Below are 13,661 nucleotides of genomic sequence, written 5' to 3' on the forward strand. Positions count from 1 at the left end.
TGTCGATATGCCAGCTCGACCGGCCCTATCCCACCCCCGCCAGCCGCCGCGTCAGCTCGGCCGACGACATCGGCTCCGCCACCCGGAACGCCTGGCCGGCCCACAGCGGGCTGAAGTCGCCGCGCCCGGCCGCCTCGGCCGCCTTGCGCAGCGGGGCCACCGCGCCGCCGGCGGTCGGGAAGGGCGGCGCCAGGTCGGAGAGCGGACCGAGCTCGGCCATCAGGCGGTTGACGATCCCGCGCGCCGGGCGGCCGGTGAACAGGTTGGTGATCGCCGTCGCCTCGTCGGCCGAGGCCAGGGCCTGGCGATAGGCTTCGGAGATGCCGGCCTCGGGCGTCAGCAGATAGGCGGTGCCGACCTGGGCGGCCTCGGCTCCCAGGGCGAAGGCGGCCAGGACGGCGCGCCGGTCGGCGACGCCGCCGGTCGCGATCACCGGGACCGAGACGATGTCGACGAGGCGCGGAACCAGCGAGAACGTCCCGATCTGCGTGCTCATGTCGTGATCGAGAAAGTTGCCGCGATGGCCGCCGGCGTCGAAGCCCATGGCGATGACCGCATCGACGCCGCGCGCCTCTAGCCACCGGGCCTCGGCCACGGTGGTCGCCGAGGCGATGATCCTGGCGCCCGTGCGCCTGACCCGTTCGGTCAGCTCCGGCGACGGCAGGCCGAAATGGAAGCTGACCACCTCGGGCCGATAGTCCTCCACCACCTGGGCCAAGGCGTCGTTGAACGGCGCGCGGCCGCCGGCCGCCACGGGCGCCTCTGGATCGAGCCCCGCCTCGACATAGTAGGGGGCCAGCGCCCGTCGCCAGGCGGCCTGACGCGCCGGATCGTCGGCCGGGTTCTGATGGCTGAAGAAGTTCAGGTTGATCGGCCTGGACGTGCCGGCCCGCACCGCGTCCAGCGCCGCGCGCAGCTCGGCTTCCGAATAGAGCGCGCTGGGCAGGGAGCCGAGGCCGCCGGCGTTGCTGACCGCGATGACCATGTCCGGCGTCGTCGCGCCGGCCATCGGGGCCTGGATGATCGGCAGCTCGACGCCGAGCAGATCGAGGAGACGGTTGGAAGCGACCATGACGTGACCTCCTTTGGGTAGGGCCGTCCCGCCAAGGACGGCCAGGAAACGCTACGTCTCGCCGGCGGCCAGGCGCCGGCGGTATTCGGGCACGGGCAGGCCGCCCCAGCCCCAGTTTTCCAGCTCCACCTCCTCGATGACGACGAAGGTGGAGTCCAGGGGCTTGTTCAGGACGTCCAGCAGCAGCTGGCTGACGCCGGCGATCAGCTGGGCCTTCTCGTCGGCGGTGACGGCCGAGCGGCCCGGGCCGGAGCCTTCCCGCGTGACCTGGATGGTGACCATGGGCATCGGGCTTGCTCCTAATGACCGGCGCTCTGGCCGCCGTCGACGTGCAGGATCTCACCCGTCACGAAGCCGGCGCCTTCCAGATAGAGCACGGCGTCGACGACGTCGCGGATCTCGCCCAGGCGGTTGACCGGATGCAGGCCGGCCAGGAAGGCGTGGGTTTCCGGCGCGTGCATCGGGGTCTTGATGACGCCCGGCGAGACGGCGTTGACCCGCACGCCCTTGTCGGCGAACTCGATGGCCAGCGACTTGGTCGCCGAATTGATCCCGCCCTTGGTCAGGTTGGCCAGGGCCGCCGGCACCTCGGCCAGGGCGTGGTCGGTCAGGGTGGTGGTGATGCTGACGATATGGCCCGAGCCCTGCTTCAGCATCTCCGCCGCCGCGCGCTGGGTGACGTGGAAGAAACCGGCCAGGTTGGTCGAGACCTTGGCGGCGAAGTCGTCGGCCGTGTAGGCGGTGAACGGCTTGGCCAGGAAGATCCCGGCATTGTTGACCAGGGTGTCGACGCGGCCGAACCGGGCCAGGGCCTCTGCGACGACGCGCTCGGCCGTGGCTGGGTCGCCGATGTCGCCGGCGACGGCCAGGATGTCGGGATCCGCGCCCTGCTTGATGGAGCGGGAGGTGGCCACCACGCGGTAGTTGCGATCGCGATACGCCTTGACCAGCTCCGCGCCGATGCCTTGCGACGCGCCGGTGACGATGGCGACCTTCTGTTCGTTGCTCATGACTTGCCTCGATGACGTTGCCGGCGCGGGGGTCGCTGCCGGTGACGTCAATGTCGGTTCAGTCGATGCCTGGGTGAATGAGCGTCGCGCGGCAGACATTCTTCCGCGAGGCGGTGGAGTGGGCGCTTCAAGCTGTCATCCCGGATCGGCGCGCAGCGCGCCGATCCGGGACCGCCGCAAGCGCCGAGCTCGTCGCGGTCCCCGTCTTCGCCGCGCTACGCCCGGGATGACACTGTTCTCCGCTACCGCCCGGTCAGCGCCTCCGCATCCGCCGACAGGCCCGCGAAGGCGGCCTTCAGGCGGGGGGCGGCGAAGTCGAGGAAGGCGCGGACCTTGGGCGTCGAGGTGCGACCCTGGGGCGTGATCAGATGCACCGGCAGCGGCGGTGGCTCGGCGTCGCGCAGCACGATCCGCAAGGACCCGTCCAGCACGCGCGGGGCCACGTGGTAGGTGTAGAGCCGCGTCACCCCAAGGCCCTCGACCGCCGAGGCCAAGGCCGCGCGGACGCTGTTGACCACCAGGCGCGGCTTGAAGCGCACCGATCGGGCGATCGTCTCGCCGGGTGCGGGCGGGAACACCCAGGTGTCGTGACCGAAGTGGGTGGTGGTGACGATCTGGTGCTGGGTCAGGTCCGCCGGCTCCGCGATCCGCGGATGGGCGTCCAGGTAGCGGGGCGCGGCGGCGATCACCCGCCGGACGTCGCCGCCGACCCGCACCGCGATCAGCGAGGAGTCCGGCAACTGGCCGACCCGCAGGGCGACGTCGATGCCCTCCTCGACCAGGTTGGTGTGGCGGTCCAGCAGCACCAGGTTCACCGAGACGGCGGGATAGGCCTCAAGATAGGCGTCGATGACCGGTCGCAGCACGTCCTCGCCGCTGATCGGCGGGGCCGAGAGGGTCAGGGTCCCGCGCGGCGCCGAGCGCTCGCCGAGGGCCGCGAGATCGGCCTCCTCCAGGTCGGTCAGGATGCGGCGGCAGGCGGCGGCGTAGCGCTCGCCCGCCTCGCTGAGCCGCAGGCTGCGGGTGGTGCGGTGCAGGAGTTCGGCGCCGACATGGTCTTCCAGGAAGGCGATCGCCCGGCTGACCGCGGCCGGGGAGCGGTTCAGCCGCCGTCCGGCCCCGGCCAGACTGCCCTCGTCCATCGCGGCGACGAACACCCGCATGGCCTCGATACGATCCATCCGGTCTTCCGCATTCCGCAACGGTGGAGGTCAGGCGGGCACGATAGCGCCGCTGGCGGGAAGGAGCCAAGGGCGGCGCCTTTTCGCTTTCTTACAATTCGCGCGTGGGCCCCGTCGGTAGCCTGATCCCACTCAATCGAGACCGCCCACCGAGACCGGGAGCCAGGACATGAACCGCCGCGATTTCACCAAGACCATCCTCGCGGCGGGCCTCCTGGGCGGCCTTGTCACCCAACCCGCCACCGCGAAGGAAAGCACCGCCATGACCCAGCCGACCCCCTTCAGGATCGCCATCCCGGACGCGCAACTGGCCGACCTGAAGTCGCGCCTGCAACACACCCGCTGGCCGGACGCGCCCGCCGACTCGGCGTGGATGTTCGGGACCAGCCTCGGCTACATGAAGTCGCTGACCGACTACTGGCTGAACCAGTACGACTGGCGCGCGGCCGAGGCGCGGCTGAACGCCCTGCCCAATTTCAAGGTCGCGATCGACGGGATCGACCTGCACTTCGTCCACAAGCCGTCGAAGAAGCAGGACGCCCCCGCGCTACTGCTGCTGCACGGCTGGCCGGACAGCTTCTATCGCTATCACAAGGTCATCGACGCCCTGGCCGAGGACTTCCACGTCGTCGTCCCGTCGCTCCCTGGCTTCGGCTTCTCGGGCCGGACGGCGCTGCCGGTCGACAAGACCGCCGACCTCCTGGTCGACCTGATGGGCAAGGTGCTGGGCTACGAACGGTTCATCGTCGCCGGCGGCGACCTGGGCTCGGTGATCGCCCTGTCGCTGACTCAGCGCCATGCGGACAGGGTCATCGGCATCCACGTCACCGACGTCGGCTATCCGGACCACACCACCGACTTCTCGGCGCTGAGCGGGCCGGAGCAGGCCTATGCCGGCGCCATCCAGCAGTGGTTCTTCGCCCACGGCGCCTTCAACCTGGTGCAGGCGACCAAGCCGCAGAGCCTGGCCTTCGCCATGAACGACTCGCCGGTCGGCCTGGCCGCCTGGATCATGAGCTTCATGGCCGGCATGGGAGTCGGCGACGAGGCCGACACGCGGTTCGGCCGCGACGATCTCTTGACCAACATCATGATCTACTGGCTGACCGAGACCGCCGCGTCCTCGTTCCGCACCTACAACCAGAACGCCATGAACCCGCCGACCCTCAAGGGCAAGAACACCAAGGTCCCGGTGGCCGTGGCGACCGAGGCCCCGATCCCTGGCGGGGTGCGCCTGCCCCGCGAATGGGCCGACCGCCAGACCGCCGGCAACGTCGTGCAGTTCCACGACATGGACAAGGCCGGCCACTTCGCGGCCTGGGAGGATCCCCGGTTCTACGTCCAGGACCTCAGGGCCTTCGCGGCGCGGGTGGCCGGGTAGGGGGACACCACACCCGTTCTCCCCGGCGAAAGCCGGGGCCCAGATCGAACCCGCGAACCTTTCGGAAGCGGACCGCCCCGCAGGCGCGCCCACCCAAACCGCTCCAGATGAATCTGGGCCCCGGCCTTCGCCGGGGAGAGCGGAGGAAAAGGCAGCCCCCGGCGGTCAGATCTTGTGGACCGCGTCGAGGTTCGAGGGCAGGGCGCCCATGATCTTCTTGATCGATTTGATCATGTGCGGCTGGTCCGTATAGCCCAGATCGACCGCCACGCCTGCTGGGGCTTCGCCCGCCTTCAGCCGCCGCACCGCTTCCTGGGCGCGGCGGATCATCTGGAAGCTCTTCTGGGTGATGCCGGTGGTCTTCTTGAAATGCTGCTGCACCGATCTCGGCGAGGCCGCCTTCGGCGTCTGGCTGAAGGCCCTGGCGACCAGGTCGTCGGACAGCAGCAGGCCGGCCGCGATCATCGCATCGACCAGCGGCTCGACGTTCTCGAAGGTGGGCAACGGCAGCGTGACGCCGTCCAGCTCGAAGGTCTCGTCCGCCACCGGCAGGACCCGGATCTCCGGCCCGACCCGGGGCTCGGAGTCCTCGGCCAGATAGACATGGGCGGCGAAGGAGATGACGACCGAGCTTTCGCCGTCGCGATAGGGCACCTCGACCGGCTCGGTGGCCTGGCCGCTCAGGAACACGAACGACTTGCCGTCCGGCGCGATGCTGCGGATCAGGTCCCACGAGCCGTCCGGGGTCGCCGAATAAAGGCCGTCGCTGAGGCAGACAGTCTGCCAGACGGTGTCGATCCAGGGGTGGGAGGAGCCTCGGCGGGTGTGCTTCTGAACCATGGTCGGTGGTCCGTTGTCGTTGGCGCGGATGGTTCTCGCACGGACGCCGCACGAGTTTGACCACCCTAAACACCGCTCATCCCCGCGAAAGCGGGGACCCAAGCCGAGTCGGAGGATTGTCACGGACCGAGCTACACGCCGAGAGCCCGCTTGGGTCCCCGCTTTCGCGGGGATGAGCGAATGACGGGGGCGGGTAGCGAATTGTCGATCCCTGTCTACGACGCCCGGATCTTCACCACCTTGGACGGGCCGACCTGGCGCAGGTCCTCGACCAGGTCGAACAGCTGAGCGCGGACGGCGGCCTCGTCGCCGAGCTCGGCCAAGGCGTCCAGGGTCTCCAGGCGCGCGTCCTCGATGATCGGGGCGGGCGAGAGGCGCAGGGCTTCCATGATGCCGGGGGCCTTGGGCCGGGCGACCTCGTTCACGTCGACCAGGGTCTCGGTCAGCTTCTCGCCGGGGCGCAGGCCGGTGATCTGGATCTCGATGTCGCGGCCCGGGACCAGGCCCTGCAGCTCGATCATCCGCTTGGCCAGGTCGATGATCTTGACCGGCTCGCCCATCTCCAGGGTCAGGACCCCGGCCTCGGGTTCGGAGGCGATCATCGAGAGGGCCACGGCCCGCAGCACCAGCTGCACGGCCTCGGGGATGGTCATGAAGTAGCGCTCGACCTCGGCGTCGGTCAGGGTGATCGGGCCGCCGCGGGCGATCTGCTGGCGGAAGATCGGCACCACCGAGCCGGCCGAGCCCAGCACATTGCCGAACCGGACGATGCTGACGCGCATGTCGCCGCCGCCGCCATACTGGCGGGCCACCGCCTCGGCCACGCGCTTGGCCGCGCCCATCACGCTGGTCGGGGCCACGGCCTTGTCGGTCGAGATCAAGGCCAGATGCGCCGCGCCGCAGGCCTTGGCGGCCGTCGCCACGTTGCGGGTGCCCAGCACGTTGGTGCGCACGCCCTCGCAGGGGTGGTTCTCGACCAGGGTGACGTGCTTCAGCGCCGCGGCGTGGAAGATGATGTCGGGCTTCTGGTCGGCGAAGACGCGCCGGACGCGGGCGGCGTCGCGGACATCGCACAGGATCTCGCGGCGGTGCAGGGCCGGGTGGCTCTCGGCGATCTCGCGGTCGATGTGGAACAGATTGTATTCCGAGGCGTCGACCATGGTCAGCTGGGCGCAGCCGCTGGCGGCGATCTGGCGGCACAGCTCCGAGCCGATGCTGCCGCCGGCCCCGGTGACCAGCACGCGGCGGCCCGAGACCAAGGCCCGCACGGGCTCGGGGTCGAGGCGCACCGGCGGGCGGCTCAGCAGCTCTTCCAGGCTGATCTCGCGCAGCACCGGACCGCTGGCGGCGGCGCCCATCTCGACCACGCCGTGGCGGCGCAGCAGGCGCACGCCCTCGGTCTTCAGCCGGCCCAGGCGCTCGGCGCCGAAGGTGCTCATGGCGCTGTCGGTCAGGAACAGGATGGCCGACGGCGACAGGCCGCTGTCGCGCAGGCGGGCCAGCACCCGGTCGAAGTCGGCGATGGCGCCCAGCACGCAGACGCCGCGCAGCTCGTCGCCGGTCTCGCGGTCCATCGGCGAGACGACGCCGATCGGAGCGTAGCGCTCGCCAAGACCCGCCGGGGCGCGCAGGAAGGCCTCGGCCTCGGCGGCCGAGCCGACGATCAGCAGCCGGGGCAGGGCCGGATGCATCGAGGCCGGGCCCAGGCGCAGCACCGAGTCCAGTAGCAGGCGCTCGTGCAGGCTGCGGCGGATGACCCGCAGGGCCGACAGGAAGGTGCCCTGGATCAGGGCCGCGCCGGCCACGGTGCGCAGGCCGCCGTCGATGCCGGGGTGAACGAAGCGGGTGATGACCATGAAGGTGGCCGCCGTCAGCACCGCCGAGCGGAACAGGCGCAGGTGATCGCTGGCCGAGACGAACCGCCAGGGCGCGCGCTCGACGCGGAAGGCCAGTTCGACGATCAGCGCGCCCAGCGCGTACAGGCTGGCCTGCAGGAGCGTATCCCGCGTGAACGGCATGTCGATGACGAGGTACCGGCCGACGAGCAGGGCCAGGAAAGCCAGCAGGACGTGGGTCGCGATCTTGCCTGCATGCCCCATGAAATCAACCTTTTGAGCCTGAAGGCCGGGGGCTAGCCCCGGAGAGAGTCGTTCGGGCTTAGCACGTCAATTCGTCGCCGTCGCGGTTTCAGCCGCGGCGGAGGGGCAGAACCTCGACGACGTCGTTCGCCGAGGCGGCGGGCGCCCCGGCCCGCCTGCGCAACAGGGCGTCGGCCCGCGCGAAGACGCCGACCAGCGACGAATCCTGGTCGGGAAAGGGCGTGGCGATCGTTCGCCCCTCGAGATCGCTCGCCAGGGCCGCGCGCATCCAGTGCTCGCGCGGGCCGGTCGCGGGCAGGGGGGCGGCGAGGCGCGCGGTGACGAGGCCGATTTCCGGGGCGCCGCCGGCCAGGACCGCCAGAAGGGGGCGCAGGAACAGCTCGGCGCAGACCATGGCCGAGGCCGGATTGCCGGGCAGGCCCAGCACGCTCTGGCCCTTCGTCAGACGTCCGAACCAGGTCGGCTTGCCGGGGCGCAGGGCGATGGTCTCGACGGCGAGCTCCAGGCCGAGCGTGCGCAGGGCCGGCTTGACCAGGTCGTGGTCGCCGACCGAGGCGCCGCCGATCGTGACGATCAGGTCGGCCCGCGCCGGCGCCACGGTCGCCGCGATGGCGGCCGCGTCGTCGGCCTGGGCGATCAGGCGGATGGCCTCGCCGCCCCAGGCCTGGATCAGGGCGACCAGGCTGAACGAGCCGCTTTCGAAGATCTGGTCGGGGCGGGGCGCGCCGCCGGGCGGGACCAACTCGTCGCCGGTGGCTAGGATCGCCACGCGCGGCCGGCGCGCCACCGGAACCTCGGCCAGGCCGGCCGAGGCGGCCAGGCCCAGCCGCCAGGGATCGATGACCAGGCCGGCGTCCAGCAGGACGTCGCCAGCCTGGAAGTCGCCGCCGGCCGGGCGGATGTTGGACTTGGGATCCTCGCCGGCCTCGAAGCGGACGACGTCGCCCTCGCGGACGGCCTCTTCCTGGATGACGACCAGGTCGGCGCCGGCCGGGACCGGGGCGCCGGTGAAGATGCGGACGGTCTCGCCGGGGCGGATCTCGCGGCCGAAGGCCTTGCCCGCCGCGCTCTCGCCAGCGGCCGCGAAGGCCCGGCCGGGTGCGTAGTCAGCCCGGCGGATCGCCCACCCGTCCATGGCCGAGGCGTCGAACGGCGGTTGGGGACGCGCGGCGATGACGGGCTGGGCCAGCACGCGGCCCAGGCTGGCCGCCAGCGGAACGGTCTCGACGCCGAGCCGAATGGCCCCGTCCAGCATCCGGGCGCGGGCGTCCTCGACGGTGAGGTTCTTGAGGGGGCGCGGGGTGGGGGCGATCATGGGGGCGGAGCCGTGCTCGATAGCGTTTGGGCCACCTTACCTGTCATCCCGGGCGAAGCGCAGCGAAGACCTGGGACCGCCACGAACTCAGCGCTTCCGGCGGTCCCGGATCTGCGCGCTGCGCGCTTGTCCGGGATGACAACTTCTAAGGCCTACCCCACGAACGCCCGCTCGATCACGAAGTCGCCGGGGTCGGCGTTGGAGCCTTCCTTCAGGCCGTGGGCCTCGAGCAGGGCGGCGGTGTCCTTGATCATGGCCATGGAGCCGCACAGCATGGCGCGGTCCTGCTCGGGATCGAACTTGGTCTGCTCCAGGCCGAGGTCGGCGAACAGCTTGCCGCTCTCGATCAGGTCGGTGAAGCGGCCCTGGCGCTCGAACGGCTCGCGGGTCACGGTCGGATAGTAGGTCAGCTGGGCCCGGGCCTCGTCGCCGACCAGCGGATCGTCGAAGATGTCGTGGGTGAACAGGTCGCGATAGGCCAGCTCCTTCACCTCGCGCACGCCGTGGGCGACGATCACGCGCTCGAAGCGGCTGTAGGCGTCGGGGTCGCGAGCCACCGACAGCCAGGGGGCCAGGCCCGTGCCGGTGCCGAACAGGAACAGGCGCTTGCCGGGGCGGACGGCGTCCAGCACCAGGGTGCCGGTCGGCTTCTTGCCCAGCAGGACCTCGTCGCCCGGCTGGATCAGCTGCAGACGCGAGGTCAGCGGGCCGTCCGGGACCTTGATCGAAAAGAATTCCAGTTCCTCGGCGAAGTGCGGCGAGGCCACCGAATAGGCGCGCAGGATCGGCTTCTTCTCGCCCAGCTCTTCGCGGGGCGGCAGGCCGATCATCACGAACTCGCCCGAACGGAAGCGCAGGGAGGCCGGACGGGTGATGGCGAAGCTGAACAGGCGGTCGGTCCAATGCTTGACCCACAACACCTTCTCGACGTGGAACGGGGCTTCTTTCACCGGGGCGGCTGCGGTGGCGGTGGCCGTCATCTGAGCTCTTCAAATCCTGATAGGCGCCAGCCTGGGCGCGGAAAGACGCCGCCACGGCCCTGAGGCGGCCCGCGTCTCATGTGAGGAAGGCCGCCTTGAAGTCAACGTCGGTTGTCTAAAGCCGCCATTGGAAAAACTCCGCGCCGGCGGGGTCGCGCGGTCGCTGTGTCGGGGAGTCGAAAGATCACGCCAGTATTCGCGTCTTACAGAAAGCGTCGTCTCGGTCCGCGAACAGTTGTTCAGATGAGAAGAGGTATCATCTGCGGGCGGCATGAGATTGCGCGCGGCGCGGAAAAGGTTTCGAACTCCGTGCGTCCGCCCTCCGGTTAAGGACAATCTTTTTCCCAAACTGTGAAACTGCCGCACCGCTTTTTCGAAAACGTCAAAAATGTGATTGCCGGGTCTTCAAACGAGGCGCAGACTTCCTTTTGCTTCGTTCGCGAAGCCAACGATACGGAGGAACGTATGCGGGTTTGGTTCGTAGGGGCCGCCGCGGCGGCCGGTCTGTTAGCGTTAGGTTTGGCTGGTTGCAGCGACGGCGGCGCGAAGACGAAAGTCGCGCAAGCCAATCAAGTTGTCGTGGAAGGGACGCCGGTCACGGCGTCGGGCTGTGTTCGGCCCGTCGAAAAGACCAATTGCCTGGTCGTGAAGGGTCGCGGCGGCGGCTATTATGACATCAGTTCCGCCAGTCCGGCTCCTGACCTGTCCAAGGGCGTGGCGGTGTCGCTGCGCGGCACGGACAGCGGCAAGAACACTCAGTGCGGACGTGAGCTGACCAATATCAAGTTCAGCTATCTGGGCATTCAGTGCGGCGCGACCTTGCCGGCCAGCGCGTCCACGGACGCCGACAAGGACAAGGCGGCCAAGACCGGTAAGGCGGGCTAAGCCCAACTCGCTCATCCCCGCGAAAGCGGGGATCCAGGCGGTCCGTCCGCTTGGTCGCGTTTTGGGTTGATCCGCCGACTCGGCTTGGGTCCCCGCTTTCGCGGGGATGAGCGGAGTGTTGGAATTCAGCCCTCGCCGGAGCCCGGATCGGTCCGGGTCTTCGGCGAACGGGCGCTGTCGGCCGCGCCACGCGGCTCGGTGGCCGGCCGGGGAGGCTGTCCCTCCCGAGGCGCGGCGCGCTGGTTCTCGTTCTCGACCTCTCGATTCGAGGGGCGGCTCGCGGCGGGCCGTTCGGCGGCGTCCGCATTCGGGGGATTTGAGATCGTCGGCATGGCGAAACAACGCGGCAGCGGGGTCTTCGATCCTGCCGTCAAACCCGGTCCGGCGGGCCGCGAGCCGGCCCCGAACGCTTCAAACCCGCCAAACCTTTGCGCGCCGCTTGCCCGCCGAGTGCGACCCTGCTAAATGGCGCGGCTCTGGCGACTGGACGTGGCGCGCCGAGGCTGCAAGGCCTCCCGGCGCGCTGTCTGTCTCCGGGTGTCCGTCGGCCCGCAAGGGTGGTCGGTCTGCAGGAGTGTAGCTCAGCTGGTAGAGCGTCGGTCTCCAAAACCGAAAGTCGTGGGTTCGAGTCCCCCCACTCCTGCCACTATATGTTTGCGACGGGTCGCCTTCCGGCCTCGTTACGTTGTGAAAGTCGTGAGCCTCTAAAGCATGGCCAGGAAACCGGGATCCAGCCCGTCCGCGATCAAGAACCGCGCCGCGAAGACGGCCGCGGCGATGGCGCCCGCCGGCGCCGCCGCGACCACGGCTGCCGCCCCCGCCGCCCCGAAGAAGCGCACCAGCCCGGTGCAGTTCTTCCGCGAAGTCCGCGCCGAGACCCGCAAGATCACGTGGACCACCCGCAAGGAGACCTGGATCACCTCGGTGATGGTCTTCATCATGGTGGTGATGGCGTCGCTGTTCTTCCTCGCCGTCGACGGCGGGCTGGGCTTCGGCGTGAATCAGCTCCTGAAGCTGGCCACCTCGGGATAAGATAGAGCGATGAGCACCGAAACCGCCTCGAACCCGAACCACAAGTGGTACATCGTCCACGCCTACTCGAACTTCGAGAAGAAGGTGGCCGAGAGCATCCGCGAGCAGGCCAAGAACCAGGGCCTGGAAGAGAACTTCTCCGAGATCCTCGTGCCGACCGAAGAGGTCGTCGAGATCCGTCGCGGCCGTAAGGTCAACGCCGAGCGCAAGTTCTTCCCGGGCTACGTCCTGGTGAAGATGAACCTCTCGGACGAGGCCTATCACCTGATCAAGAACACCCCGAAGGTGACGGGCTTCCTGGGCAGCGGCTCCAAGCCGATGCCGGTCTCCGAAAAGGAAGTCCAGCGCATCGTCGGCGCCATCGAGGAAGGGGTCGCCGCTCCGAAGGCCGTGGTGCTGTACGAAGTCGGCGAGAATGTCCGCGTCATCGACGGCCCGTTCGCCAGCTTCAACGGCTCGGTCGAATATGTCGACGAGGAAAAGGCCCGCCTGCGGGTCACCGTCTCGATCTTCGGTCGCGCCACCCCGGTCGAGCTGGAATACGCCCAGGTCGAGAAGATCTCCTGATCCATTAGATCAGCCGAAGCTTTCGAAAGCCCCGCGCCGGTGACGGCGCGGGGCTTTTGCGTTGTGGGCGTCGAGCGCGGGGCGTGAAGTTATCCACAGGTCGCACGCCCCCTCCGTCACGCTGCGTATCCGCAGCGCGCCACCTCCCCGTTTCACGGGTGAGGAGGAGGCCGCGTTCTCCTCACCCGCCCGCGGGGGAGGTGGATCGGCGCGAATACGCGACGAGACGGAGGGGGCGCTTCCGCCCAAATCCCCGTCGCTATCCCCGATCAGAAACCGCCATTTCCGTTCCCCGACAGCGCCTTACGCAAAAACGCACGTTTCTTGTCCCCGGTGTCCGCGGCGGCCTCATGCTTCTCCCATGAGCCAGATCCAAACTCCCAGCGCCTCCTCGCCCAGCCAGTGGTGCGCCGACCTGCAGGTCAAGCTGATGGCCGCCCTCGACGCGGCCTGGGCCATGGCCGAGAAGAGCGACGACCCGGCCGTGATCGCCCGGGCCCGCGACAAGGCGCGACTGTGCGGCCAGATGGCGGCCGAGGCTCGCAAGGTCGTGGCCCTGCGACCGCCGCCCAAGCCCGACAAGCCGCTCAATCGGCCCGCCGCGGCGACCGCGCCGCTGATCGCGGCCGCCGAGCGCGAGGTCGAGGCCGACAAGCCGCCGGCCGCCCAGGCCGTGGCGATGCGCGCGGCCCTGCGGAAGCTGAAGCGACGATAGCGCCGCGCGCGGTCGCCGAAACATTCCGCAGCCCAGCTTTACTGGCCACGGCGCGACCCGTGCGGCACATGGGCGGCCATGTCCGTCACCGTCCGGCCGATCGCCCGTTCCGACCACGCCCAGTGGCTGCCGCTGTGGGACGGCTACAACGCCTTCTATGGCCGCGAAGGCGACACCGCCCTGGACCCGGCGGTCAGCGCCACGACCTGGGCGCGGTTCTTCGACCCTGAAGAGCCGGTCCACGCCCTGGTCGCCGAGCACGACGGCCAGCTGCTAGGCCTGACCCACTATCTGTTCCACCGCAGCACCACCGCGATCGCGCCCAGCTGCTATCTGCAGGACCTGTTCACGACCGCCGAGGCGCGGGGGCGCGGCGTCGGCCGGGCCCTGATCGAGGCGGTCTACGAGGCGGCGCGGCAAGCCGGATCGCCCAGGGTCTACTGGCAGACGCACGAGACCAACGCGACGGCGATGCGGCTCTACGACCAGGTGGCGGAGAAGTCGGGGTTTCTGGTGTATCGGAAGCTCTTGTGATCCTGCCTTGCATGTGGGCCGATTGCCTTGCGAAGGTTCGAATGGTCTAG

14 protein-coding genes and 1 tRNA gene are annotated in these 13,661 nt (G+C 69.5%); 7 read left to right on the forward strand and 8 right to left on the reverse strand.

The features are described 5' to 3' along the window. Positions 1 to 25: 25 nt before the first annotated feature. The 4 genes from ABIC66_RS18490 to ABIC66_RS18505 all read right to left on the reverse strand — a co-directional run bounded on the left by ABIC66_RS18490 (position 26) and on the right by ABIC66_RS18505 (position 3,263). Positions 26 to 1,072 carry an NAD(P)H-dependent flavin oxidoreductase gene (locus ABIC66_RS18490; protein ID WP_354071930.1) on the reverse strand — a complete coding sequence of 349 codons (1,047 nt, stop codon included), beginning with the start codon at positions 1,070 to 1,072 and terminating at the stop codon, positions 26 to 28. 51 nt (positions 1,073 to 1,123) lie between these two features. After that, positions 1,124 to 1,360 carry a tautomerase family protein gene (locus ABIC66_RS18495; RefSeq protein ID WP_354071932.1) on the reverse strand — a complete coding sequence of 79 codons (237 nt, stop codon included), beginning with the start codon at positions 1,358 to 1,360 and terminating at the stop codon, positions 1,124 to 1,126. Between the two features lie 11 nt (positions 1,361 to 1,371). Continuing rightward, positions 1,372 to 2,082 carry an SDR family NAD(P)-dependent oxidoreductase gene (locus tag ABIC66_RS18500; protein WP_354071933.1) on the reverse strand — a complete coding sequence of 237 codons (711 nt, stop codon included), beginning with the start codon at positions 2,080 to 2,082 and terminating at the stop codon, positions 1,372 to 1,374. 242 nt (positions 2,083 to 2,324) lie between these two features. Continuing rightward, on the reverse strand, positions 2,325 to 3,263 hold the full coding sequence (locus ABIC66_RS18505) for a LysR family transcriptional regulator (protein ID WP_354071935.1): 939 nt from the start codon (positions 3,261 to 3,263) through the stop codon (positions 2,325 to 2,327). Positions 3,264 to 3,432: 169 nt separating this feature from the next. Between ABIC66_RS18505 and ABIC66_RS18510 the strand changes: the two genes are divergently transcribed. Then, entirely contained in the window at positions 3,433 to 4,644 is a 1,212-nt protein-coding gene (locus tag ABIC66_RS18510; RefSeq protein ID WP_354071937.1) for an epoxide hydrolase family protein, read from the forward strand. Between the two features lie 165 nt (positions 4,645 to 4,809). On the opposite strand, the gene ABIC66_RS18515 is transcribed toward ABIC66_RS18510, so the two are convergent. The 4 genes from ABIC66_RS18515 to ABIC66_RS18530 all read right to left on the reverse strand — a co-directional run bounded on the left by ABIC66_RS18515 (position 4,810) and on the right by ABIC66_RS18530 (position 9,878). Next, a complete protein-coding gene (locus tag ABIC66_RS18515; protein WP_354071939.1) occupies positions 4,810 to 5,484 on the reverse strand; it encodes a helix-turn-helix domain-containing protein in 675 nt (224 codons plus the stop codon). 215 nt (positions 5,485 to 5,699) lie between these two features. Further along, positions 5,700 to 7,583, reverse strand: a complete 1,884-nt coding sequence (locus tag ABIC66_RS18520; protein WP_354071940.1) for a polysaccharide biosynthesis protein — start codon at positions 7,581 to 7,583, stop codon at positions 5,700 to 5,702. An 88-nt stretch (positions 7,584 to 7,671) separates the two neighbouring features. After that, on the reverse strand, positions 7,672 to 8,898 hold the full coding sequence (locus tag ABIC66_RS18525; protein WP_502910370.1) for a molybdopterin molybdotransferase MoeA: 1,227 nt from the start codon (positions 8,896 to 8,898) through the stop codon (positions 7,672 to 7,674). A 152-nt stretch (positions 8,899 to 9,050) separates the two neighbouring features. Beyond that, positions 9,051 to 9,878 carry a ferredoxin--NADP reductase gene (locus tag ABIC66_RS18530; protein ID WP_354071942.1) on the reverse strand — a complete coding sequence of 276 codons (828 nt, stop codon included), beginning with the start codon at positions 9,876 to 9,878 and terminating at the stop codon, positions 9,051 to 9,053. 465 nt (positions 9,879 to 10,343) lie between these two features. On the opposite strand from ABIC66_RS18530, the gene ABIC66_RS18535 reads away from it, so the two are divergent. The 6 genes from ABIC66_RS18535 (at position 10,344) to ABIC66_RS18565 (ending at position 13,611) form a co-directional block, all read left to right on the forward strand. Then, a complete protein-coding gene (locus ABIC66_RS18535) occupies positions 10,344 to 10,763 on the forward strand; it encodes a hypothetical protein (protein WP_354072019.1) in 420 nt (139 codons plus the stop codon). 570 nt (positions 10,764 to 11,333) lie between these two features. Beyond that, a tRNA-Trp gene (locus ABIC66_RS18540) sits at positions 11,334 to 11,409 on the forward strand. Positions 11,410 to 11,474: 65 nt separating this feature from the next. After that, the gene (gene secE / locus ABIC66_RS18545) at positions 11,475 to 11,795 is read left to right on the forward strand and encodes a preprotein translocase subunit SecE (protein WP_354071943.1); all 321 of its coding nucleotides are present in this window, start codon (positions 11,475 to 11,477) and stop codon (positions 11,793 to 11,795) included. Between the two features lie 9 nt (positions 11,796 to 11,804). Next, a complete protein-coding gene (gene nusG, locus ABIC66_RS18550) occupies positions 11,805 to 12,362 on the forward strand; it encodes a transcription termination/antitermination protein NusG (RefSeq protein ID WP_354071945.1) in 558 nt (185 codons plus the stop codon). Positions 12,363 to 12,723: 361 nt separating this feature from the next. Next, complete coding sequence (locus tag ABIC66_RS18560; protein WP_354071947.1) at positions 12,724 to 13,077, forward strand: hypothetical protein; 354 nt, start codon at positions 12,724 to 12,726, stop codon at positions 13,075 to 13,077. Between the two features lie 78 nt (positions 13,078 to 13,155). Then, a complete protein-coding gene (locus ABIC66_RS18565; RefSeq protein WP_354071948.1) occupies positions 13,156 to 13,611 on the forward strand; it encodes a GNAT family N-acetyltransferase in 456 nt (151 codons plus the stop codon). The last annotated feature ends 50 nt before the right edge of the window (positions 13,612 to 13,661 follow it).

It is taken from the genome of Caulobacter sp. 1776 (assembly GCF_040545685.1).
Taxonomy (GTDB): domain Bacteria; phylum Pseudomonadota; class Alphaproteobacteria; order Caulobacterales; family Caulobacteraceae; genus Caulobacter.

Bases quoted from the DNA above. Each gene is read 5' to 3' on its own strand.
- secE (WP_354071943.1), top strand. From the start codon at position 11,475: ATGGCCAGGAAACCGGGATCCAGCCCGTCCGCGATCAAGAACCGCGCC.
- ABIC66_RS18510 (WP_354071937.1), top strand. From the start codon at position 3,433: ATGAACCGCCGCGATTTCACCAAGACCATCCTCGCGGCGGGCCTCCTG.
- ABIC66_RS18495 (WP_354071932.1), bottom strand. From the start codon at position 1,360: ATGCCCATGGTCACCATCCAGGTCACGCGGGAAGGCTCCGGCCCGGGC.
- ABIC66_RS18565 (WP_354071948.1), top strand. From the start codon at position 13,156: ATGTCCGTCACCGTCCGGCCGATCGCCCGTTCCGACCACGCCCAGTGG.
- ABIC66_RS18490 (WP_354071930.1), bottom strand. From the start codon at position 1,072: ATGGTCGCTTCCAACCGTCTCCTCGATCTGCTCGGCGTCGAGCTGCCG.
- nusG (WP_354071945.1), top strand. From the start codon at position 11,805: ATGAGCACCGAAACCGCCTCGAACCCGAACCACAAGTGGTACATCGTC.
- ABIC66_RS18500 (WP_354071933.1), bottom strand. From the start codon at position 2,082: ATGAGCAACGAACAGAAGGTCGCCATCGTCACCGGCGCGTCGCAAGGC.
- ABIC66_RS18525 (WP_502910370.1), bottom strand. From the start codon at position 8,898: ATGATCGCCCCCACCCCGCGCCCCCTCAAGAACCTCACCGTCGAGGAC.
- ABIC66_RS18515 (WP_354071939.1), bottom strand. From the start codon at position 5,484: ATGGTTCAGAAGCACACCCGCCGAGGCTCCTCCCACCCCTGGATCGAC.
- ABIC66_RS18505 (WP_354071935.1), bottom strand. From the start codon at position 3,263: ATGGATCGTATCGAGGCCATGCGGGTGTTCGTCGCCGCGATGGACGAG.
- ABIC66_RS18535 (WP_354072019.1), top strand. From the start codon at position 10,344: ATGCGGGTTTGGTTCGTAGGGGCCGCCGCGGCGGCCGGTCTGTTAGCG.
- ABIC66_RS18520 (WP_354071940.1), bottom strand. From the start codon at position 7,583: ATGGGGCATGCAGGCAAGATCGCGACCCACGTCCTGCTGGCTTTCCTG.
- ABIC66_RS18530 (WP_354071942.1), bottom strand. From the start codon at position 9,878: ATGACGGCCACCGCCACCGCAGCCGCCCCGGTGAAAGAAGCCCCGTTC.
- ABIC66_RS18560 (WP_354071947.1), top strand. From the start codon at position 12,724: ATGAGCCAGATCCAAACTCCCAGCGCCTCCTCGCCCAGCCAGTGGTGC.